Genomic DNA, 23258 nt, shown 5'->3' with positions numbered 1-23258 from the left:
TTCCTTGAAGTGGTTGAATATGGATGTGTGCATGGTAGTATTAAGACGTTCCTTCAAAAGAGAACAAAATACGAACAACATGGGAGAGGTAACATGTTAAATAAAAAGAAGATTGCCTTTATAGGCGCAGGATCAATGGCAGAAGCAATGATTGCCGGTATAACTAAAGCAGGGATCATTCCGAATCACCAAGTATACGTCTCGAATCGGAAAAATGAAGCTCGGCTAAACGAATTAGCATTAGCTTATGGGGTGAACGGGGTAAAGCAAGACCGTCTTCCGTTTGAACAAATTGATATCTTTATCCTAGCTATGAAACCAAAGGATGCAGAGGTGGCAATAGACTTCTTAAAGAGTCATATCCATTCAAATCAATGTGTGATCTCAGTTCTTGCGGGAATTTCCACTTCCTTTTTTGAAAATCACCTACACATCGACCAACAAGTAATCCGAATCATGCCAAATACATCAAGTATGATTGGTGAATCAGCCACCGCACTATCCTCAGGCAAATACACTACAAAACAAAACATTCAATTCGCAATCCAATTATTCAAGTGCATTGGAGAGGTCTATGAAATCGAAGAAAAAGACATGGATATCTTTACTGGGATGGCTGGTAGTGGACCAGCATATTTCTACTACTTAATGGAGCATATGGAAAAAGCAGTTCGGACTTCTGGATTAAACGAAGACATGACTCGAAGAATTATATCTCAAACCATTATTGGAGCAGCCAAAATGGTACAGCGCCAAGAGGAGACACCTAGTGAGCTTCGAGAAAACGTAACTTCTCCAAATGGAACAACTGCAGCAGGGCTTGCCGCTTTGGAACAACATGGTGGGGGAAAAGCCATTACCCAAGCCGTAAAAGAAGCTGCTAGTCGTTCCAAAGAAATTAGTTCTGAATTGGAAACATTTCCTCAAGGAAAAACCAAATTACAAGCTATTTAAACCATTCAATTGGAGTGATATCATGACCCCGGAACAAAAGAAGAAACGGGTGGTAATAAAAATCGGGAGTAGCTCCCTCACGAGTAGACACGGTGAGATTAGCAGAAAAAAGCTAGAAAAGCTAACAGAAGAAATTGTAGAGCTGAAAGATGCTGGGCATGAAGTGGTTCTCGTTTCTTCAGGAGCTGTAGCAGCTGGTTATCGGAAATTAGGATGCATAGTTAGGCCAACAAGTCTTCCTGAAAAGCAAGCAGCAGCTTCTATAGGTCAAGGACTCCTTATGGAATCCTACTCTGAATTATTCCTATCACACGGATACGTCGCATCACAAATTCTCATTACAAGAAGCGATTTTTCTGATGAAAATCGATACAACAATGTTCGAAATACGATCCATGTATTGCTCGAGCGAGGCATTATTCCAATCGTAAATGAAAATGATACGGTTACCATTGACCGGTTAAAGTTTGGAGATAATGACACTCTTGCTGCGAAGGTAGCTGGCTTAATCCAGTCGGATCAGCTGATTATTCTCTCAGATATCAATGGGCTTTATGATGCGGACCCTCGGAAGAACCGTGACGCAAAGCTATTAGAGAACGTGTATCATATCACTCCTGAAATTGAAGCAGGAGCTGGAGATTCTGGAAGCACAATTGGCACTGGAGGAATGCGTTCCAAAATTGATGCAGCGAAAATTGCCATGGCTTCAGGCATTACCACTTTCCTTGGTAAAGCAGGTAAACCCAATATCATTTGTGATGCAGTTAGTGGGAGAGCCATGGGGACTTACTTCCAAGTGACAGATCCAACAATAAATTTAAACCAAAAAAAGCAATGGATCGCGTTTCATTCGGGACCAGAAGGCGAAATTCATACAAATGAGGCGGGAAGAGATGCGATCCTCATGAAAAAAGAAAGTTTGCAAACGAACTTCGTAAATAAAGTGGTTGGTAATTTTCCTAAAGGGGCAGTTGTTCGAATCATAGATGAGGAGAACGAAGAAATTGGTCTTGGGGTAGTTAATTTTTCTGCGAATGACATTCTTGATCCAGAAAGAAGAGAAGAAGATCGTGTTGTCATCGATGTACAGGATATGGTCTGTCATTTAGATATTTCAATACCCGTAGGACTATAAATGGAGGAGGTTTGATATGCCGATTATATCAAATGATATCAATGTAGAAGCTCAAGCCATTGAAGCAAAAAAAGCAGCAAAAACGCTAGGTTTATTAACAACAGAAGCGAAAAATGAAGCATTAATAGCCATTTCGGATCGGTTAGAGAAAGAATATGAATATATATTAAATGAAAATGAAAAGGATTTGGCAAATGGACGAAAAGAAGGTTATGAAACAGCATTTATGGATCGCTTGGCCTTATCGGAAAATCGAATCTATGAGTTTGCTAATGGGCTCCGTGAAGTAGCTCGCTTAAAGGATCCGACAGGCGAGACGTTATCCAACTGGACACTAGAAAACGGATTAGTTGTCGAAAAGGTGACAGTTCCCCTTGGTGTCATTGGGATGATATATGAAGCTAGGCCAAATGTAACAGTCGATGCAACGGGTCTAGCAATAAAGTCTGGAAATGGGATTGTACTAAAGGGAGGCTCTTCTGCGATTCATTCGAATCAAGCCATAGTTTCAGTGATTCATCAAGCGCTTGAGAAGACAAAGGTTCCTAAAGAAGCGGTACAATTTGTTTCAAGTAGGAATCGAGAAACAACCAAGCAATTATTCACCATGAATGAGCACATTGATGTGTTAATTCCCCGTGGCGGTGGCTCTTTAATACGTGCTGTTGTCAATGAAGCAACCGTACCAGTATTAGAAACAGGTGTTGGAAATTGTCACATTTATATTGATCATGAAGCAGATGAAGAGAAGGCATTAAACATTCTTGTGAATGCCAAGACAGCTCGCCCTGCTGTATGTAATGCAGCTGAAACGGTGATCATTCACCGAAATTGGCTCGAGAACCATAAAGAAGCACTCATTAAGAAGCTAGATGAAGAACATGTCATTGTCCATGGTGATGAGTATGCAGTTTCCGTTATTCCACATGCGACTATTGCAGAAGAGAAGGACTGGAAGGATGAGTACTTAAGCTTAGATATTGCTATGAAAATAGTAGATAATATAGATGAAGCGATCGAACACATTGATCGATATGGAACGAAGCATTCAGAAGCAATTATTACAGAAAACAAAGAAACAGCCGCTATTTTTATGAAACGAGTGGATGCTGCTGCCTTATATCATAATGCTTCGACAAGGTTTACCGATGGAGGAGCTCTTGGTTTTGGTGCAGAAATTGGAATATCTACACAAAAGCTTCATGCGAGAGGACCAATGGGATTACCTTCACTAACGACCGTGAAATTCTTAATGCATGGAAATGGACAGATCCGTTAATCGACATACAAGAGGCTGGGACATATGTATTTCTGTCAATGAACTATCCGAACGATCAGGAGTTATCTCTTTGACTAGTTCGGGTATTTTTGTTTGTTCGGAAAACACATTCTTTAAAAATAGTGAATAGAGCGGAAGACACTCGACTACTAAGGGAAATAGAGGAAAGGCTGAGACACCAAAGCGCAGCGAGGAGGCTCAGCTTCCTCTCCGAGGAAAGCAAGTGTCTGCAGCGCAGGTGGAACGAACTTGTTTTTACAACCTAACTATTTGAATAAAGTCATCGTTCGTTTTTGAGAAGGAGTCATTTAGATATGTCCCAGCCTCTTTCTTACCTCTAGTCAAGAGTTTTTTATCATATTTATATATGTTTGAAGACTGATTCTTGGAGGGGGGGAGGGAGTTCTCTCACTCAAAAATCATTTATCCATGCCAAATAGACCTAACGAGGTGTATTTTTTCGAAAGGTCAGGTATGGTATAGTATAAACAACTTATTTACGAACAGATTAAACTGCTTCGTAATTATAGGTAATGTTGTGTGTGATGAGATGAAATGCCACTTTCAAAAATTTATTCACGCACGCGATTGACGCAACTTTATGGGGCTTTCCTTGAGGTTGCGTTTTTAATTTGTCGTAATACTCTACAATATGGGTTTGTCTTAGTACGAAGTTTAATCATCGGTTGAATCATAAAGAATATGATTTTTCGTAGCTTGTTATTACCTCGTTTTTTTTGGAGAAAGAGCATTCCTTCTAAACATCCTTTATAATTAAAATGGAAAGTAAGGACAAATCAAGTTTTCAAAGGGATTTCACATTTTTTTCACAAAACTACGATATAATTTTTTTAAATAAATGGATGTGTGACCTTTATAAAGGAGTATCAATGAATGAGAAAAAGTATACAATTGGGTCTGTTTCTAGTGTTTCTCACGCTCGGTTTGTCTGCCTGTTCAAACGAGGTATATGAGGAGATTCCACCTGAGAAAGATCTATTCATTACAGTTAACATTAAAGAGATGACAATTAGCTTTATCGACCAAAAAGAAGAAAAAGAACTAACAAAATGGCAAATGAAGAAGCCATACACTGGGGGATTGATGCTTCCTGATCAAGATACGCTATTACTATACGGGAAACAGGTGGAGACCGTTGATCTATTCTCCATTAGTAAAGGAGAATTAATTGAAAGCTGGGACACTGGAAAAGGACTTGCAAATGCCATCGTATTGGACAATCAATCAGAAATCGTATTTGCTGATCAAATAAAAAGCCAAATTCGCTTTTTTAATTTATCAGGAAAAGAGACTGGACAAGTGACTTCTCAAACAAATCCACTGACTATATTGGAAGGAAGGAAAAGTGGAAAGCTGTATGTCATCAGCTATCATGACAAGGAACTGTTAGTTATAGATCCTGACAAAAAAGAAAGATCCTCAAGCTTTATGATTCATCCATCAGCTGCAGGGGCTTTCTTGAAAGAAAGTAGTCAAGAGCTTTGGATAGGTGGTCATGGTGAAGGGGTAGAGATTGAGTCGGATATTCATGTATATGATTTGAGGGATGGTAGGTTAAAGAAAACCATTTCTGCACCTTTAATGCCCGTGAATTTTGTGGGGAACGAAAAATATGTTTTTGTTCTGAGTCATGGAACAAGTACACTATATAAGCTGAATGTAAATGGAGACATAGAGGGTTCGATTAAAATTGGAGCTAATCCGTTTGAGTTGATGTTAGATCATAATCAATTGGTTATTGCAGGCTACGATAGCGATGATCTTCACCTTGTAGATCCTGAAACACTTGTTATCCATAACACGATTAAGGTTGGAAAAGGACCTTTTCAGATTATTCAAAGGGAGATTGAAAATAAATGATTCCTACGATTCGTGTATTGATTGTAGATGATGAAGAAGATATGCGTCATCTTATTCAAATGTATCTAGAAAACTCTGGCTTTGAATGCTACCAGGCTGCGAATGGAGAAGAAGCTGTAAAGGTGTATCAAGAGAAAGCGATTGATCTCATCCTACTTGATATTATGATGCCAAATGGTAGTGGCTTTGAGGTATGCGAAAAGATTAGACAAGCTTCGAATGTTCCCATCATTTTTTTATCAGCAAAAGGAGAAGAGTGGGATAAAGTGAAAGCCCTGCAGCTCGGCGGAGATGATTATTTAGTGAAGCCCTTTAGCCCTGGGGAGTTAATTGCACGCATTCATGCACTTCTTCGTCGTTCGGGTAGTGTGAAGCAGGAATTTGAAACACTTCAAATAGGTGACATTTCTATTGATAAGAAAGCAAGAAGAGTGCTAGTCAAAGATGAAAATATTTTACTAACATTAAAAGAATTTGAACTTCTATTATTTTTCATTAAACATCAATCACATGCATTAAGCAGAGAACAGCTCCTTGAAAATATTTGGGGAATGGATTATATCGGTAGTCTTCGCACAGTTGATACGCATATAAAGACGTTAAGGATGAAGCTTGGAAAAGCGGATTACATTCAAACGGTATGGGGGATTGGCTATAAGTTCGAGGTGCCATCTTGATGAAGGAATTTACGAGGAGCCTTTCAACTAAGCTATGGTTAACCATTACAACGGCAGTTCTGGTTACGATCGTTTATTCCTATCTGCTATCTAATTTATTCTATGAAAAACTGTATGTTGAGAATATAGAAGCATCGTTACAGGAGGAAGGGAATCGATTAGCTTTAGATTATTCGGGTGGTCCGTTAACAGATGAACTAAAAGAAAAGATTAATTGGTATAATACAAAAACGGAGACAGATGTATTTATTGTTAGCAATCCAAGAGAACTGAGTGCTTGTCTTCCTTTTGATATCGACCATGAAGCATTAATTGGGCCAGAAGAACGGGAACAGCTCTTAAAAGGAGAAGCTATTCAGAAAACCGGGTTTGAAGAGCGGTTTGATCGAAAAATTGTCGCTGTCATTATTCCATTAGTAGATGAGAACCGTCTTGAAGGAATCATTTATTTATACATACCATTGGCGAAAATTTCTGAACTAACCAAAGACTTTTCAATTCTATGGCTTCTATTTGCCATGGTTTTCTTAGTCTTCGCACTGTTCTTTGGCTCCAAGCTAGTTAACCGCTTAACGAAGCCATTGAAAGACATGAAAAGTGCTGCAATTCGTGTATCTAAAGGAGATTATACGGCAAGGGTAAAACGTCAAACCAACGATGAAGTAGGTCAGTTAGCAGATGCATTTAACCATATGGCAACGTCTATTCAAAAGGAAGACGAACGAAAAAAAGAATTTCTTGCGAATGTATCACATGAATTGCGGACACCAATCAGCTATGTTAAAGGATATAGTGAAGCCTTAATGAAGAATATTGTCAAAACAGAAGAGGATCAAGCGAAGTATCTTCAACTTATGTACCGTGAGTCAGGAAGAATGGAGAGACTTGTAGGAGATTTATTAGACCTTACTAAGCTAGATACAGATGAGTATAAATTAATAAAAATGCCTCTATCATTAGCACAGCTAATTGAAGATGCGGTACAAAAGTATCTACCAGTTATGAAAGAAAGGGAATTAGATTTTTCTTATGATTTAGACCCTGACATAATTATCGAAGCTGATGAAGGTAGAATTGAACAAGTCATTCAAAATATTATGGACAATGCTCTTCGATATATAAATAAGGGTGGAATTCATATAGAGCTAGTTCAAAAACATGACACGTGTATGTTGAAAATTATGGATACAGGTATAGGGATTCCGAAAGAAGATCTAAGTCAAATAAAGCATCGTTTTTATCGAGTAAATAAAGCAAGAACTCGTACAGATGGAGGAACAGGGTTAGGCCTTGCGATTATTGATAAGATAATTGAGCTACATGGAGGAGATCTTAGCTTTGAAAGTGAGGTAGGGAAAGGAACAACGGTAATCATTGTCCTTCCAATGCTGTTACGTTATGATTAAAATATCCACAAATATTTACATTAAGGAGTTTATGATGAAGAAAACTAATTTATTTATGCTATCTTTTTTACTATTGTTCGTATTAGGTGCGTGTTCACAGGAACCAATGGACGAAGAGCCAACATTCTTAGATGTGAAGTTAAGCTTAAGTTCTGAAAAAGTCATGCCAAATGAGCCGGTTACATTCGAAGCATTAGTTACTTACGGAGAAGAAAAAGTGAATGATGCAGATGAAATGACCTTTGAAATTTGGCTTGCCAATAGCGAAGACCATGAAAAAATTGAAATCGAAAAAGGGGAAGATGGTGTCTATTCACTAGAGAAATCCTTTGATGTGGAAGGAACCTACTATGTCATTTCCCATGTAACCGCAAGAGGCATGCACATGATGCCGAAGAAAGAATTTGTTGTCGGACAGGCAAGCGCACCTGAAGAAGATGCTTCCTCTTCTATGGATATGGAAGAATCTGAGACGGAAGAAGGATCAGATCATAGTAATCATTAATCAAGAGACATACATGATTGTGTAAGGAAAAGGCTTGGGATGTGAACATTCCTGGCCTTTTTCTTTGGCTGTGTTATAGCTTAGTGTTGGTTTTTTCAATCAGTTGATTGTAGCGAGAGGTGCGAGACTCCTTTAGGAAAGCAGTTCTGGGAGACCCCGCAGGAGCGTTAGCGAAGAGGATGCTTTCGGGTTCGCCCACGGAAAGGGAGTGCCTGTAGCAGAAATCAACAACGAAATTCACCACAGCCTTTTCTTTTATAAAAGTTATCCCTCCATATGCTAAGTGAGTATTTGGAATAAACTACTTTGCGACTAGTAGAAAAGTTGATATGTTTGTTACTTTACAGAAATATTCGTAAAAATTCAGCCCTTATATCCATAGCTGTCAATCATTATTTTATCTATAATGAATGGAAATAGAAGAATTACTCCCCATCTTTCCCAAATGAATGGATAATCTATTTTAATCGTCTCAACCGTTGCAAAGCTTACTGTTTATTCGAATGATAGATTGTTGTTGTGAATCTATCATTTTTTTATGGGAAAATTATCCGTAAATATGACAAAAAACACGTGCTAAGATGTGGAGGTAACACAATATGCCCTTTCAAGGAGGAAATCATTTTGAAGAAAAAAGTAGTTCTTTCAGTCGCTGCAACAGCGGCCCTATTAATGACAAATCCAGTAGCTGATAAAGCAGACGCAGCCTTCCACATACAAACAAAGGGAGAAGCAAAAACGTATGTTTTTAGCGAGAAATTGAGTAATGATCAAATTAATCGTTGGTTACAAAAATATTTTTCTCATTTACCTACTAGTTGGAAAAATGCCGAGATTAAGACTACAGAAGCTGAAACAAACCAACCTGTTGAACAGCCTAAACAATCTGCAGATCTGAACAAGCCAACAGCGCCGGTAACTAATCAAGAGTCAGCTCAAACCGAACAGACTCAAAAACAACAAACACCAAACAACAATCAAGCTACCTATTCGCTTAGTGCTTATGAGCAGCAAGTAGTCGAACTAACCAACCAAGAGAGAGCTAAGCAAGGTCTTGCACCTTTGAAAGTAGACCTTTCGTTAAGTAAGGTCGCTCGTGAAAAATCACAAGATATGAAGACAAATAATTATTTCTCACATACAAGCCCTGTCTACGGCTCACCATTTGATATGATGAAGCAATTTGGTATTAGCTATCGTTCAGCTGGAGAAAACATTGCAAAAGGACAGCAAACTCCTGAAGCAGTAGTCAAAGCTTGGATGAACAGTGATGGACATCGTAAAAATATCATGAGTACAAGCTTTACGCACATTGGTGTTGGCTATGTAGCAGAAGGAAACTATTGGACTCAACAATTTATCGGAAAATAACATAGGAAAATTAAACAGTTTGGGACCGAGACCTAACAATCGGTCCCATTTGTTAAATGGAGATACTAGAAAGTATAGGGTGTTTATTCATAAGCTTGCTTTCCAGTATCGTTTGCCTTGCTGCGTCGTCAGGAGCTTTGCTGTCATGCTAATTCCAATGAGCCAATTGCCGTCCGCTCGGGTCACATTCTCAACTACTCTAAAGGTATTTCTACAACAGATTCAGAAGGATTAGCTTTCTGAATAGGGGCTTTAATAATAAATAGTCCATCCTTAAAGAAATGAGACAGGTCCTTTTCTATAATGGGAACTGGAAGGGCTATCCGTTTTTCAAACCTTTGGTTATATCTCTCCTTTAGAAAATAAGTAGCTTTAGGCTTGAATGTTTCACATTTCCCTTCAATAATAAAAGCGGAGTCTTCTATACGAACAGATAGATCGGTAGTGTTTACACCTGGAACTTCAAATTCAATGATTAATGTTTCGTCAATTTCATACATATCACTACGGGGAAACGTTTCTTTCTTGTTAAAGAAAGATTTTGCTTGATGACTTGATGTATTTACATCTTGATCTGGGCTGTTTTCGATCGTAAAAATATGATCCCAAAAATTCCGTTGCTGGTATTTTTGGCTGAGATCTACCCATTTTTGGAGTTGTTCTAGATCCATATCATTCCCTCCACATTTATAATATTTCATTTACATCAATTTCTGAGTATTGCAAATCGATATTTTTAGGCATTTTCACCTCAAGCGTCTCATCTTTAAAGTGTGCAGTAGATCCTTTCTTTTTGACAATAGTGGGCAATGTAATCGTTTGTTTATCATTTAGCTCGGGAATATGCTCAATAATGAGTTGATTTGACGTATGGTAAATTCGTAGCTGATTTAGCCAGTCTCGTTGTTTAATTGGGATACGGGCATATACATAATCATGTGTTTCATACACTGATGCATTTAGAGGAGATGAAGTATGGCTCGACGTTTTCGACTGATCTACACCTACATCTGATTGCAAAGGGTTCATGCCTTTCATGATATCCTGTGGATTAAATCCACCATCCATTTGCTGAGGCATCATTTTCTTCATCATATCTTGTACATAGGTTTCGATTTCCTGAGGGTTCATTTGTTGCATCATATTTTTCATATCTTTATTAAAAGGCAAGATATTCCAAGGGAACATCAAAACCCCTCCTTTCTTCCGTTCACCAAAGCCGACTTCTTTTGATAGTTCATCTTATGCATACACCAGCCTAAAAGTTAGTCATCCACTAGAAAAGTTATAATTTGCACATATACCTTGTTTCCTTTTAATATAATGGTATAAAGACAAGGCTCTTTCATCATGTATCATAAAAGGATGAGGTTGGTAATCCTATCTTGTAGAGCCAATAACAAAAAATGTGGGGTAATAATTAGTGAGACAAAAAACAGCCTTGATTACTGGTGGAGCGAAAGGAATCGGCCGAAGCATTGCCTTTCAGCTTGCAGAAGATGGAATCAATGTAATTGTAAATTATAGAAATAGCCAACAAGAGGCAATTGCATTAGGAAATGAGCTTTCAGAGAAATATGGAACGAGAAACTGGACCCTTCAAGGGGATATTTCCAATCTAGCTGACTGCCAAAGAATGGTGTCAGAGGCACTAGCCATAACGTCCATTGATATTCTTATCCACAATGCAGGCCCTTACATATATGATAGAAAAAAGCTAACAGATTATAGCTTTGAGGAATGGAACTATTTAATAAATGGGAATTTAAATGGTGCATTCTATCTAACAAAACTGCTAATTCCACAAATGAGAAGTAAGGGATGGGGACGGATTATTACATTTGGCTTTGATCGGGTAGAATCAGCACCAGGATGGATTTTCCGCTCAGCATTTGCTGCTGCGAAAACAGGACTCGCCTCATTAACTAAAACGATTGCAATTGAAGAAGCGGAAAATGGGATTACAAGTAATATGGTATGTCCAGGAGATATTATTAAGGAATGGAAGGAATGTTCGATAGAAGATGCCCTGACATTGAAAGATGTGAACTCTCCAGTAGGAAGACCTGGTACGGGTGAAGATATCTCACGAGTTGTTTCCTTTCTAGTTGATGAGAAATCCGGTTTTATTACCGGAAGCATTATTCCGATTACAGGTGGGAAAGATGTTCTAGGAAAGGTGTTTAGAGAAGAAGTGTGAAACCGAGGGATCCTCGGTTTTTTTGATTTAATACGATTCGCCAAGAGAATACGAGATTGAACTATTTGTATGCGTTTACATAGTGGTTATTTGCCTAAATTGAACTTTTTTAGCCCTTTACTATTCGAGATGGTCAGAATAAAATTCATCTATAATTGAATAAATTCGCTTAATCCATTTTGGAGCGGGGGAACCATCGTGATCAATTCACAGGGGTGAATCTAATTATAGTAGGGCATATCTCCAGTCCGAACCCGACAGCTAACCTCGTCAGCAGAAAGGAGAGATACAAGATTATGACAATCATTGGATCTTATTCTCCAATGGTTTTTTTATGGATTTTTATAGATCCTTTCTTTGTTACATGAAGTTTTATCTTATTTGAATAGGCAACAGGATGTCAAATCGAGGCGTATATGTTACTAAAACCATTAGAAGAAGGGCTAAAGATGTTAAATAAAACAATCAGATTAACACCATCACAGCTATTAACTATTATATTCTTATTTTTCACGACGGTTGGCGCTATTGTATTGAAAATGCCATTCTCAACGAATGAACCAATTACATGGATTGATGCATGGTTTACGTCTGTCTCAGCCATGACTGTCACGGGTTTAGGAGTGGTAGATACCGGTACCCACTTCTCCGTTTTCGGTCAAGTGGTTATTGCCATATTAATTCAGCTTGGAGGCCTTGGCATCATGTCTTTTGCTGTGATGGTCTTTATGATGCTAGGGAGAAAAATAGGTTTCAAGCACCGTCTAGTCATGCAACAAGCGTTGAATCAAGTTCATATTGGCGGAGTGATAAAGCTTGTTAAAAATCTTTTTCTTTTTTCGATTACGATAGAACTGATTGCCATGGTGTTTTTAGCGATTCGCTGGGTTCCTGAATGGGGCCTAAAGAAAGGACTGTTCTTTAGCTTTTTCCATTCCATCTCAGCATTTAATAATGCAGGATTTGCTTTATGGCCTGACTCTTTAATGAGGTATGTGGGAGATCCGATCATAAATATTGTCATTAGTTTATTGTTTATGATAGGTGGTATCGGCTTTACCGTATTAATTGACCTAAAAGAGCAAAATACGTTTTCGAAGCTTAGTCTCCACAGTAAGATGATGATTGTTGGAACTTTAGCCATTAATGTAGTTGCGATGCTAATGATCTTTATTTTAGAATACGCAAATGCTAAGACCTTAGCTCCTTTATCTTTGTTTGATAAGCTTTTTGCTTCCTATTTTCAAGCGGTGTCGCCAAGGACTGCTGGCTTTAATACGCTTGATATTAGTAGTTTAAATGAGTCGACAATCTTTTTTATTATTATTCTGATGTTTATTGGGGCAGGGAGTGCATCTACTGGCGGAGGAATAAAGCTAACCACATTTATGGTTATTTGTTTGGCCACTGTGACTTATTTTAAAGGGAGAGAGGATATTAAGCTGTTCCGTAAGACCATTCCAGCGAGCTATATTGCTCGAGTGATGGCCATTTCAATGACTAGTATTGTGGCTGTTGTGGCTGCCGTTCTTATTCTCAATATTACGGAAGACCTTCCTTTTTTAACTTTATTATTTGAAGTCGTTTCAGCTTTTGGAACGGTAGGTTTATCGATGGGCATTACATCATCTCTAAGCGTGTTTGCTAAGCTAATCATCATTCTAGTTATGTATGTTGGTAAGCTTGGGCCACTAACCTTGGTTTATTTACTGGCTAAGCCTCGAAAGGAAAAATATAAATACCCAACAGAAGATATTTTAACAGGATGAGAAAGGACGCTCATAGGAAATGTGAGGCACTCTGATGAGGAATTGCTAATTCTCCTCATTAGAGTACCTTCCTATGTAGCTCCCCATTACAAGCGGGCAAGCGCCATCGTCTTTAGTTACCTAATATGACTTTGGACACTATAGTCTCAAACATACAACGCTTCTATATTACTAGATTAACGGGGTAGTAGATGGTAAGATGGTAGTGATTGAATAATATAACTAGGTGGGTATTATGGATGTTTATCAAAGGTTTCTAAAACGCTTATTTTTAAATTATTTTTTCGGCTCCTTAATGGCGGTTTTTGGTGTAGGCGCCACTATGATTTTTTCAACATTAAGGTTATCCATGCAAGATATGTTCATTTTGTCTTTTATTATGATCATTTCGACGTTTGTAATGTTTACTTGTGAATTATTATTCGTGCATAAACATCTAAAGCCCATTCGAAAAGCATTTACCCTAGATATTTTACAGGATGAAATCATTGTTAGAGCTTTAAAACAGCTTCAAAAATTCCCTAATTTAACGGTAAAACGAATTCTATTACCACATTATCTTGGGATCACTATTCCCGCGGTAACCCTCACACAGTTATCTATCTCTATAGACTTACTTAAAATTCCAAATGTTTTTGTTTTATATGCGGTCTTTGGTGCTTTTCTACTTGCAAGTATTCATGCATTAATCGAGTTTTTTTTAACCATTCAAGCGGTACAGCCCATTGGAAAGGTACTTAAGAGTAAATTAACGAGTGATTTCAATTGTAATGATACTCATTTTGACACATTAGTTCCTATTCGAAAAAAGTACCAAATCACTGTTCTAGTTATTGGCATTTATCCAATTTTAATCTTTTTATTAGCTGCCCAGATTAAATTCACATCGATGCCAAATGGGAATATCCTTTTATTTTGGCAATGGGCAAGCCTTGTGTTAATCATCTCTGTTTTTCTTTCTGTTTTAACGGCAAGGTTTATGGCAAGAGACATTGAAAAGCCTATTCGAAAACTACAAACCGGTATGAAAAAAGTTCAAAACCATGACTATCAATTACTAGAAACAAATATTTATATGGATGAGTTTTCACAAGTGTTTTCTGGCTTTAATTTTATGATTGAAGGGATTAAACAACGAGAAAACACAAATAAGCAATTACTCGAAAGCTTTATGGCTACTCTCTCAACCGCATTGGATGCGAGAGACCCATATACTTCAGGTCATTCTCTAAGAGTTGGATCATTTTCCTATGATCTCGGTAGATCTGTAGGGCTAGCTAAATCGGATTTAGACGTCCTTTACCGAACTGCATTACTCCATGATATCGGAAAAATTGGTGTACCTGATACGGTATTGCTAAAAGAAGGAAAGCTAACAGATGAAGAGTTCGATCTCATTAAAGCTCATCCATTAATCGGTGTCAATATTCTAAAGCAAGTACAGCCTGCCCATGAGATTACGGCATTATTACCTGGGGTCAGATCCCATCATGAGCGGATTGATGGAAGAGGATATCCAGACGGATTAAAGGGTGAAGAAATTCCTTATTTCGGAAAGATTATAGCGGTTGCAGATGCCTTTGATGCAATGACTTCAGACCGACCGTATCGGAAAGGAATGTCAATTGAAAAGGCACTTCATATTCTGGAGTCAGGTAAAGACACGCAATGGGATGGAGAGCTTGTCGATCATTTTATTGAAATCATCAAAAGCAAGCAACCTAAGGAATATAAGACAGCTGTCAATGCGTAAATAGAAAAAGGGTACAAATCAGATAAAGATTTGTACCCTTTTTATATGATCTATTTAGATTCAGTCGAAATACTAGAAGGATATTTTTTCTTTTGGATATAGACTAGGCGGCTAGATAACGTAATTGCACCGACTGCTAATCCGGTAATGAGTCCAATCCAATAACCGTAAGCTCCCCAGCTTGTATAGTTTGCTAGATAATATCCGAATGGAAGTCCAACAACCCAATAAGAAATAAGAGACATAACAAACGTAATATTTACATCTTTGTAGCCCCTTAATGCTCCTTGAACAGGTGCTTGAATCGCATCTGAAAGCTGGAAGAACAACGCATATAGTAAAAAGTGTGCGGTTAACTCTAATACATGCGGATCGGTAGTGTAAATTCCAGCAACTTGCTTGCGTAGGAAAAACAAAAATACCCCACAGATAAAAGCTAGCAATACAGCAATGACAATGCCAATCCAGCTATATTCCTTTGCATCTTGATATCGTTTTCCTCCAACCTCAAAGCCAACAACGATGGTTAAGGCCATCGAGATGCTCAATGGGATCATATAAAGAAACGAAGCAAAATTTAATGCGGCCTGGTGAGAGGCAATCGTGGCGGTATCGAAATTACTCATAAATAATGTAACGGCAGAAAAGATACTCGTCTCAAAGAAAATCGATAATCCGATCGGGATACCAATTAATAAGATTTCCTTCCATTTAGCGAATGAAAAAGAGTATATCTTTTGGAATACACCATAGGTTGAAAATGGTCGATGACGGTGGATGATAAAGATCGAAATCAATGAGATTAGCCAATACGTAATTGCTGAAGCATACCCTGCACCAACGCCGCCCAATTGCGGAAAACCAAATTTCCCGAAAATCAACACATAATTAAAGAAAATATTTATTGGCAAAGACATAAGTGTAATCAGCATCGATGTACGAGTCTTCCCAAGTGCATCAATAAATGATCTAAGAACATTGTATACAAACAAAGGAATTATCCCCATGCTAAGTGCAATCAAATATTCATATGCGATACGTCGTACCTCATCCGTAATTGACATCGAATGTAGGATTGGGTTAAGAGAAAAGAACCCAATTATTAAGACGATGATTGCCATAATTATAGATAAATAGACACCTTGAATAACTGAAAAAGCTACGTCTTCCTCTTTCTTTCCTCCAACAAGCTGAGCTACGATTGGAGTAACAGCTAATAATATTCCACTTAATCCTGTAAAGACAGGAACCCATAAAGAGGAGCCAATGGCAACACCAGCTAAGTCTACCGGGCTGAATTGACCAGACATAGTCGTATCAAAGAAGTTCATCGAAAAGATTCCTAGTTGGGTAATTAAGATGGGCACTAAAATCATAAGCAGCTGTTTGATCTTTTCAGAACGACTAAAAGTTTGTTCCATTTGCTTTCCCTCGATTCATTTTGAATAACGAAAGAAATTATATCATATAGGTACAAGAAAAACCCACCACAAATTTTAAGCCTTCTGATTTATCCATCCTATCATAACGCTTTTTATGTGTGCATATAATGTAAGACAAGCTTGATGAGGAGGAATAAAGATGGCTTACCAAGGTTCAAAAGGCTGGTATGTAAAAAAATTAAAAGAATTAGGGATTTCTAAGCATCCCCTAGAGCTAAAGAAACTAGAATCATATAAGACATATGTTCTTCGACAAATCTACGAAGAAAAGATGAAGGGAACAGAAGAATAATTGTGTCAAGAGGACCAGATAAGCTGGTTCTTTTTTATTGGTTTATATCCCTCCAATCCCCAAGTATTTTTGGGGAAAGGGTAAAGAGAGCCTAAACCAATAACCGTATGAACAACCAATCACTATCTTCTAAAATATCTCATGATTGGAAAGTCATGAATGTTCATCACTACTCATAATGTATATAGTTAACATTACATTAGCGGTGCAGTCTAATTTACATTAGGGGGGAAATCATGAGAGCATTGATTGCAAATAAACTAACCTATATATGGAATGAAGTAAGAAGAGAGCTTGAAAATAACAAGGGGTCTACAGCTGAAAATTCCTTATTAGAGCAACGTTTATACATTCTCAAGCATTATCCAACCTACTTATCCGAATATTACTTCCTTTTGAAAGAAATCGTTTCTGCTTCTTTTTTAAAGGAGCCATATGAACTTCTTTCGTTCTCAAGTAAATGTGCAATTGATTATGATGCATTTTTTGCGAATGCGAGTGAAGAGAATATATCTTGTTTTCATTATACAGGTGTTGAAGCAGATCTATGGGGAGACCATAATGGCGTTCCTCCGAACCATTTAACATGGGTATGGTCCCATTTAAAAGAATTAACAAGCTTGGAGTTTGACAATAAGAATTTGATTCTACTGCCTAAATCGTTGAAACATTTATCATACCAGGACTTTGAGGCATTGAAGAAATTAATTCAAATGGGGAAGCTAGATCGAAGGCGAATATGTATTGCGTTTTCAGCCGATGATCCGCTAAGCCCAGATTTTGAGCTCAACCGTTTGAATGCCATCACCCAAACAATTGAAAGATGGCATAAATATAAAACGGTGAAAGAGTCGGTCGTTTCTTTTTCAAAAAAAGACGACCCTCGGTTTACCTATCCGCAAAGGCTCCTTAATCAGTGGCATGTATTATCCCTTTCTGAAAAGTACTTTCCAAGGGTTACTTCTAAAGAAGCCTATGCTAAAATTGTATTTTTAGAAAAGACTGTTTTGTAAGGATACTTAGCATTAAAAAAAATAAACCGTCCGAAGGGGACGGTTTATTTTACTTATGAATGAATTGCTGATAAGCAGGAAAGTATCGTGCTTATTTACGCTTCTAATAATTGTGACGATTCTTGTGCAGGTTGAGCATTTGTACGTAATACATGGAATGTATATAAGTCTTTTGGAATTTCGTATAAGTTGTAAATGTCGCCATTGGCATTTAATTGATCAAGGATTGATTTTCTTGATTCATTGGCCATGATGACATATGGAAGTTTTTCTGCAGCTTTCTGTGATCGAACATTTTCTTTGCGGATGCGCATGAAAATCGTTTCGATTCCTGTTTCATAGAAAAGCTCTTCAAAAAAGGCATCTTTTGCTAACTTATTGTATCCTTTGCCGTGATAGGGTTTGCCAATCCATGTGCCTAAAAAACCAGCGTTGTCTTGAATATCAAATAGATTAATCGTCCCAATTGGAGCGCCCCATTCATCAAGAATCGTACGTGAAATAAGCTCACCACGATCTTCAGCTTCTATGGTTTGCTTCGTTACAAATAAAAATTCATCATACGAATAAGCTTTTTGACGGACATAAGGAAAGACGTCAGGGTGAATCATTAGATCATAAAGATCGTGGCAATCGTGAAAATCACGTTTCTTGAGCATGTGTTATCCCTCCAATGTTAGGGCAGTCGCGATTGCACAACAAAAAAGCAGCTTCGACCGACCCTCGAAATTTTTTGAAAATGGCTAAAAAATTTCGGGGTGGGAATCGAACCCACTAGAACCAGCTTAACTGGTGGCGCACCATTTGCCTTCCCTATTACTCGCTATTGGATTAACTTTTGATGAAAGCGGCAATCAAGCTAAAGTTAAGCTTCCGTATGATGCATGCTCAATCAAAAAGTAATTTACTTATCGTATAATACTAGAAAACATATAAAAATGAAATAGGTTTTTTAATAAATTTTATTAAAGTTTATTTACAATTTTCTACAGTGAATTTCGACGGATTTCACGCGTCTTGAAAGACAAATTCTCCATTAATCATCGTCCATTTTGGCTTGGCAAGAAAGTGAAATGGATGATGGCTCCAAAGTACTAAATCTGACACTTTTCCGCGTTCGATACTCCCGAGTTGATTGTCTACTCTGAGATTTTTCGCTGCTAAGATTGTAATGCCTTCAAGTGCCTTCTGTTCGGATAATCCTTCACGAACGGCAATGGCTGCACATAAATTCAAATATTGAATGGGCGTGTATGGGTGATCTGTTGTAATGGAAACTTCTACGCCATGATTCGTTAATTCTTGATACGTCTTCCATGTTTTATTTTTTAATTCTACCTTGGAACGTCTGGTTAATGTAGGACCGACAGACACCTTTAGTCCGATACCTGAAAGCTCTGAAGCAATTAAATGACCTTCTGTACAATGCTCGATGCGTAAGTCTAGATTAAATTCCTCAGCCAAACGAACAGCAGAAATAATATCATCTGCACGATGTGCATGAATTCGAACGGGTATTTCTCGTTTGAGTGCTTTAATGATTGGGGATAGTCTCAATGTATCTGGATTGTCTGCATTCATAGCTTCGTAAAAGGTTTCGCGCAGCATCCCCATAATTCCCATTCTTGTTATTGAATCCTTATTGCCCTGGCTATGGATTCGCTTTGGATTTTCTCCAAGAGCAATCTTAAGACCGGCAGTTTCTTGAATGATCATTTTTTTTATGTTTTTTCCTGTTGTTTTAATGACAGATGTTGTTCCCCCAATTACATTCGCGCTGCCTGGCATGACATGAGCGGTTGTTATACCATATTTGACGGCATCTTGGAATGCAGGATCAAGAGGGTAGACCCCATCTATTGCACGAATATGTGGACTCATTGGCTCAACTGTTTCATTGGCATCATTTCCTGCCCAGCCAGTTCCTTCATCATAGAGTCCGAGATGCGTATGAACATCAATGAAACCAGGAAGTAAGTAGTGGTTTTGACAATCAATGATTTTCACTTGTGAATCAGTTACTAAATTTCTACCCACTTCAAGGATTTTATCACCGTCTATTAATACATCTCCTTTAGGAATAGGTGGGGAGGTAATAGGAATAACATATGCATTTTTAAATAATATTTTCATCATCTAAACCTCACGATCATAGCCAGTTGTTTTTATTATATTTTACCGCTATATATAGGAAATACCTAAAGATTTTTTTTATAAAAAATACCCTTCATCGACAAGCTGAAGGGTAGAACACTTTCTATTAAGTTGTCCGCCATTTTTTAAATAAGAAATATCCAATCACAGAGAGTGTGGCTATTCCAATAATGGGGAAGAGAAATGGTTTCGCATATTCCTCAATGTCTTGCCAATGGTTTCCTAATTCAATTCCAAGTAGCAGAAATAATACCGTCCATGGAATCATAGCTGCTACCGTATAAAGGGTGAATTGAGACAATGGCATTCTAGCAATTCCAGCAGGGATGGATATGGCATGCCGAATAACAGGTACAAATCGAGCGGTAAAAATCACGCCTGTCCCATATGTTTGAAACCATGCCTCCGCACCGTCAAGATGTGAGGGCTTTAATAATAAGTATTTTCCATACCGATCGAGAAAGGGACGACCTCCATAAGCGCCTATCCAATATAAAAACAATTGTGCAACAGTCCCACCTACTACACCTGCAAGTAGTGCGCCAATGAAGTGGATTTCTCCCGTACTAACAAGGAACCCCCCATAACTAAGAACAATTTCACTTGGAATAACCTCTACCATTAACCCAAGTGCAATCCCTATATAACCTAAATCGGATAATAGGTGGAACAAATCATAAATGATGTCCTTTAACACCAATATCCCCCCAGTAATTTGTTACCTCTAGAAAACCCCTGTCAATTGAAGTGCCAATACAGTAAACCCGAGGATCCATACATAAACCGCAAACATTTTTAGGGATTTTCTTTTTAGAAAATTAATCATCCACACGACGGCCATATAACCAAATAATGCAGATGAAACAGTCCCGACCAATAAGCTCCCTAAAGAGACTGCCTCTATATGGCCAGTATACATTTCCCCCATTTGCAGTACAATTCCGCCTGCAATCGCAGGGATCGATAAGAGGAAAGAGAAGTAGGCAGCTGTTTCACGATCGAGCTTACGCATGAGTCCTGCCGCTATTGTTAACCCTGAACGCGAGACCGCGGGAAAGATAGCTGCTGCTTGAAAGGTCCCAATAAATAGGGCATCACCATACCCTATGTTCTCTAATCGTTTTGCTCCGTTTTTTATTCCGTCTGCCATCCATAAGACGAACCCCGTAAATAAAAACTCCCATCCAATGGTAATGCCTGATTTTGAAATGTTCTCAAAAAGATCACTAAATAAAAAGCCTACAATGACGGCTGGAATCGTACCAAGTACGAGGAGATAGGAAAGCTTGCCAAAAGGATTTTTGACTATTTGCAGTAATTCATTTTTATAAATGACAAGTACTGCAAGTAATGTACCGATATGGAGCATGGTATCAAGGAATAGCCCAGCCTCATCAAGACCAAAAAGATGTCGTCCCAAATATAAATGCCCACTACTTGATATCGGGAGAAATTCGGTTAATCCTTGAATGATCCCAAGTATAAATGCTTCAAACTTAGATAGCATGATTCATCACCTTCAAATAAATAGTTGTCCATATGTAATATGTATTCAACTAATTCCAATGAAGAACAAGGATTAACGGGGAAGTGAACTAGAGTAACATAAAAACTGGCAGAAAGCGTATCTTTAAGTTTATAATCGAAAGATTGCAGAGATTATTATCATTTCATGAAACTTTTTTGATGGTAGAGCGTAAATAATAAAGAAGAAATAAGAAGGAGGTTCGGAATATGCCTAGCAATGATGAGCGACTTTTGGCCGCTGGGATATATGTAATTAGCTTTTTTACGAATTTTATTGGCCCATTAATCATTTGGCTTTTGAAGAAAGATGACTCTAGCTTTATCGATTATCACGGGAAGGAATATTTGAACTTTTTGATATCTTATACGATCTATTCAATTGTTTCGTCTATACTGATGCTTGTCCTTATCGGTTTTGTTCTTATTTGGGTAGTTGGCGTTCTAGCATTTGTCTTTACAATTATTGGTGCAGTGAAGGCGTATGAAGGGAACGAATATCGAATTCCATTCGTTTTCCGTATCCTAAAGTAGTAAGAGCGAATGAAAACTTCGTTGTTAAAGATAAGACACTCTCCCCGCAGTTCCTATTTTGGAACTGTGGGTTCTTTATGGTCAAACCCAAATGTGAATTTAGACAGTTCTAAATAGCTTCTGATAAAATAATAGTAGAATCATGAGAGGTGATGCCAATTGACACGTCTTGATAATAAAGAACGGTTATTAAAGCTAATGGAGATATTAAAGGAACAAACGGATGAAGAAAATGAGTTTACGCTAGATGAGATTGTCGAGCAGTTTCGAAGAATTTATGGTCCAGATGTGAAATTAAACAAAAACTCGTTACGAGATGATATGGAACATTTAATTGAAGCAAAATTTGATGTAACGATCAATCAAGAAAAGGAGGGAATGCCAAAATACTATAGCCATCAATTTCGCTTGTTTGAATTATACGAGTTGCGGATGTTAATTGATGCAGTTGCATCTGCTCGTTTCATTACAAAGGAAGAAACAAAGCAGCTCATTCGAAAAATTAAGCAATTAACGAGTATACACCATGCGAAAAAGTTACATAATGAAATTTTAATTGATTCGTCTATTAAAAGTGAAAGTAAAATGGTCCGCTTGGCTATCAACGATCTTCATGAAGCCATTTCGGAACGGAAAGTGGTTCATTTTCAATATGGCAGATACAATGTCAACAAGGAATTTTCATTAAGCCATGACGGGGATGAGTATCGCGTAAAACCACTCGGGCTTATTTGGTCGAATGATTTTTATTATTTAATCGCCTATTATTTTAAAGCTTTCGAAATTCGCCATTATCGAGTTGACCGTTTGCGTAATGTCCAGATGACGGATGAAACGTTTCCGTATGAATCGTTCGATGTATCAAAATATGTGAGTTCGACCTTTAATATGTATGCGGGTACAGAGGAATGGATTAAAGTCCGATTTGACAATCGTTTGATTAATGTCATGATTGATAAGTTTGGCAAGGATGTAGAAGTAAGAAGAGATGGAGACGACCATTTTATTTTGACTACTAAGGCAATTGTTAGTAATGGTTTGATCAATTGGGTGTTAAGCTTTGGTGGACAAGCTAAGGTTCTGTCACCTGAACACTTAGTTGAACAGGTGAAGGTTGAAGTGGATAGACTAATGGCTGTATACAAGCAGTAATCGGGGAAAATGGATGATTTCTACACTTGATTGTAAATAGCGATAAAATTGCAATCAGTATGTAACACGAATGGCGTTCGTACATCCTATATCTATCGAATGGACAAGGGTGATTTCCGCTGCAGGCTCTTGCTTTCCGGGGGGCGTGAGGGGAATTCCTAAGAGTTTTGTACTCTTCATTCCAATCAATCTAGAACTAAATCCAATAAGAGAC

General features: G+C 37.9%; 22 protein-coding genes, 1 pseudogene and 1 riboswitch. Of the genes and pseudogenes, 15 read left to right on the top strand and 8 right to left on the bottom strand.

The window, feature by feature from the left end; translation table 11 throughout:
• The first annotated feature begins 93 nt into the window (after positions 1 to 93).
• The 3 genes from proC to LS684_RS12270 are packed head-to-tail and all read left to right on the top strand — an operon-like array spanning position 94 to position 3371.
• Positions 94 to 954, top strand: a complete 861-nt coding sequence (gene proC, locus LS684_RS12280; RefSeq protein WP_233806343.1) for a pyrroline-5-carboxylate reductase — start codon at positions 94 to 96, stop codon at positions 952 to 954.
• Between the two features lie 22 nt (positions 955 to 976).
• On the top strand, positions 977 to 2092 hold the full coding sequence (gene proB / locus LS684_RS12275; RefSeq protein WP_233806342.1) for a glutamate 5-kinase: 1116 nt from the start codon (positions 977 to 979) through the stop codon (positions 2090 to 2092).
• A gap of 16 nt (positions 2093 to 2108) precedes the next feature.
• Entirely contained in the window at positions 2109 to 3371 is a 1263-nt protein-coding gene (locus tag LS684_RS12270) for a glutamate-5-semialdehyde dehydrogenase (protein ID WP_284701561.1), read from the top strand.
• Between the two features lie 508 nt (positions 3372 to 3879).
• On the opposite strand, the pseudogene LS684_RS12265 reads toward LS684_RS12270, so the two are convergent.
• Positions 3880 to 4105 (bottom strand): annotated as a pseudogene (locus tag LS684_RS12265) (IS110 family RNA-guided transposase); the annotation flags it as partial.
• Between the two features lie 160 nt (positions 4106 to 4265).
• Between LS684_RS12265 and LS684_RS12260 the strand changes: the two are divergent.
• The 5 genes from LS684_RS12260 to LS684_RS12240 all read left to right on the top strand — a co-directional run bounded on the left by LS684_RS12260 (position 4266) and on the right by LS684_RS12240 (position 9211).
• Positions 4266 to 5252, top strand: a complete 987-nt coding sequence (locus tag LS684_RS12260; protein WP_233806341.1) for a YncE family protein — start codon at positions 4266 to 4268, stop codon at positions 5250 to 5252.
• The gene (locus LS684_RS12255; RefSeq protein ID WP_233806340.1) at positions 5249 to 5929 is read left to right on the top strand and encodes a response regulator transcription factor; all 681 of its coding nucleotides are present in this window, start codon (positions 5249 to 5251) and stop codon (positions 5927 to 5929) included. The genes LS684_RS12260 and LS684_RS12255 overlap by 4 nt, the downstream gene beginning before the upstream one ends.
• Complete coding sequence (locus LS684_RS12250) at positions 5929 to 7335, top strand: sensor histidine kinase (RefSeq protein WP_233806339.1); 1407 nt, start codon at positions 5929 to 5931, stop codon at positions 7333 to 7335. The genes LS684_RS12255 and LS684_RS12250 overlap by 1 nt, the downstream gene beginning before the upstream one ends.
• Positions 7336 to 7366: 31 nt before the next feature.
• Positions 7367 to 7840 (top strand): FixH family protein, encoded by a 474-nt coding sequence (locus LS684_RS12245; RefSeq protein WP_349293054.1) that lies wholly within the window; start codon positions 7367 to 7369, stop codon positions 7838 to 7840.
• A 624-nt stretch (positions 7841 to 8464) separates the two neighbouring features.
• Complete coding sequence (locus LS684_RS12240) at positions 8465 to 9211, top strand: CAP domain-containing protein (RefSeq protein WP_233806338.1); 747 nt, start codon at positions 8465 to 8467, stop codon at positions 9209 to 9211.
• 194 nt (positions 9212 to 9405) lie between these two features.
• Here the strand turns inward: LS684_RS12240 and LS684_RS12235 are convergent, their stop codons facing one another.
• Both LS684_RS12235 and LS684_RS12230 read right to left on the bottom strand, forming a co-directional pair.
• A complete protein-coding gene (locus LS684_RS12235; RefSeq protein ID WP_233806337.1) occupies positions 9406 to 9882 on the bottom strand; it encodes an Hsp20/alpha crystallin family protein in 477 nt (158 codons plus the stop codon).
• A 16-nt stretch (positions 9883 to 9898) separates the two neighbouring features.
• A complete protein-coding gene (locus LS684_RS12230; protein WP_233806335.1) occupies positions 9899 to 10399 on the bottom strand; it encodes an Hsp20/alpha crystallin family protein in 501 nt (166 codons plus the stop codon).
• Between the two features lie 235 nt (positions 10400 to 10634).
• Here LS684_RS12230 and LS684_RS12225 point away from each other — a divergent pair, with 235 nt between their 5' ends.
• From LS684_RS12225 to LS684_RS12215, 3 genes are all read left to right on the top strand, one after another.
• Positions 10635 to 11411 carry an SDR family oxidoreductase gene (locus tag LS684_RS12225; RefSeq protein WP_233806333.1) on the top strand — a complete coding sequence of 259 codons (777 nt, stop codon included), beginning with the start codon at positions 10635 to 10637 and terminating at the stop codon, positions 11409 to 11411.
• Positions 11412 to 11567: 156 nt separating this feature from the next.
• Positions 11568 to 11702: riboswitch (cyclic di-AMP (ydaO/yuaA leader) on the top strand.
• Between the two features lie 158 nt (positions 11703 to 11860).
• Positions 11861 to 13180 (top strand): TrkH family potassium uptake protein, encoded by a 1320-nt coding sequence (locus LS684_RS12220; RefSeq protein ID WP_233806331.1) that lies wholly within the window; start codon positions 11861 to 11863, stop codon positions 13178 to 13180.
• A gap of 235 nt (positions 13181 to 13415) precedes the next feature.
• Entirely contained in the window at positions 13416 to 14933 is a 1518-nt protein-coding gene (locus LS684_RS12215; protein ID WP_233806329.1) for an HD domain-containing phosphohydrolase, read from the top strand.
• Positions 14934 to 14983: 50 nt separating this feature from the next.
• Here LS684_RS12215 and LS684_RS12210 read toward each other — a convergent pair whose 3' ends face one another.
• Positions 14984 to 16354 carry an MATE family efflux transporter gene (locus tag LS684_RS12210; RefSeq protein WP_233806327.1) on the bottom strand — a complete coding sequence of 457 codons (1371 nt, stop codon included), beginning with the start codon at positions 16352 to 16354 and terminating at the stop codon, positions 14984 to 14986.
• A gap of 160 nt (positions 16355 to 16514) precedes the next feature.
• Here LS684_RS12210 and LS684_RS12205 point away from each other — a divergent pair, with 160 nt between their 5' ends.
• Together LS684_RS12205 and LS684_RS12200 are read left to right on the top strand one after the other, a co-directional pair.
• Complete coding sequence (locus tag LS684_RS12205) at positions 16515 to 16667, top strand: DUF2639 domain-containing protein (protein WP_233806325.1); 153 nt, start codon at positions 16515 to 16517, stop codon at positions 16665 to 16667.
• A gap of 236 nt (positions 16668 to 16903) precedes the next feature.
• Positions 16904 to 17680 (top strand): hypothetical protein, encoded by a 777-nt coding sequence (locus LS684_RS12200; RefSeq protein ID WP_233806323.1) that lies wholly within the window; start codon positions 16904 to 16906, stop codon positions 17678 to 17680.
• Positions 17681 to 17775: 95 nt separating this feature from the next.
• Here the strand turns inward: LS684_RS12200 and LS684_RS12195 are convergent, their stop codons facing one another.
• The 4 genes from LS684_RS12195 to LS684_RS12180 all read right to left on the bottom strand — a co-directional run bounded on the left by LS684_RS12195 (position 17776) and on the right by LS684_RS12180 (position 21341).
• On the bottom strand, positions 17776 to 18339 hold the full coding sequence (locus LS684_RS12195; RefSeq protein ID WP_233806321.1) for a GNAT family N-acetyltransferase: 564 nt from the start codon (positions 18337 to 18339) through the stop codon (positions 17776 to 17778).
• Between the two features lie 349 nt (positions 18340 to 18688).
• The gene (locus tag LS684_RS12190) at positions 18689 to 19816 is read right to left on the bottom strand and encodes an amidohydrolase (protein WP_233806319.1); all 1128 of its coding nucleotides are present in this window, start codon (positions 19814 to 19816) and stop codon (positions 18689 to 18691) included.
• A 124-nt stretch (positions 19817 to 19940) separates the two neighbouring features.
• Positions 19941 to 20531, bottom strand: coding sequence for an undecaprenyl phosphate transporter UptA (gene uptA / locus LS684_RS12185; protein ID WP_233806317.1), 591 nt, complete (start codon positions 20529 to 20531; stop codon positions 19941 to 19943).
• Between the two features lie 27 nt (positions 20532 to 20558).
• On the bottom strand, positions 20559 to 21341 hold the full coding sequence (locus LS684_RS12180) for an undecaprenyl-diphosphate phosphatase (RefSeq protein ID WP_233806315.1): 783 nt from the start codon (positions 21339 to 21341) through the stop codon (positions 20559 to 20561).
• Between the two features lie 227 nt (positions 21342 to 21568).
• Between LS684_RS12180 and LS684_RS12175 the strand changes: the two genes are divergently transcribed.
• Both LS684_RS12175 and LS684_RS12170 read left to right on the top strand, forming a co-directional pair.
• The gene (locus tag LS684_RS12175; protein ID WP_233806313.1) at positions 21569 to 21892 is read left to right on the top strand and encodes a DUF4870 domain-containing protein; all 324 of its coding nucleotides are present in this window, start codon (positions 21569 to 21571) and stop codon (positions 21890 to 21892) included.
• 159 nt (positions 21893 to 22051) lie between these two features.
• Positions 22052 to 23044, top strand: a complete 993-nt coding sequence (locus LS684_RS12170) for a helix-turn-helix transcriptional regulator (RefSeq protein WP_233806312.1) — start codon at positions 22052 to 22054, stop codon at positions 23042 to 23044.
• Positions 23045 to 23258: the final 214 nt, after the last annotated feature.

It is taken from the genome of Cytobacillus spongiae, from assembly GCF_021390075.1.
The sequence above is the reverse complement of the archived record's forward strand: the minus strand, read 5'-3'. Positions and strand labels throughout refer to the sequence as shown.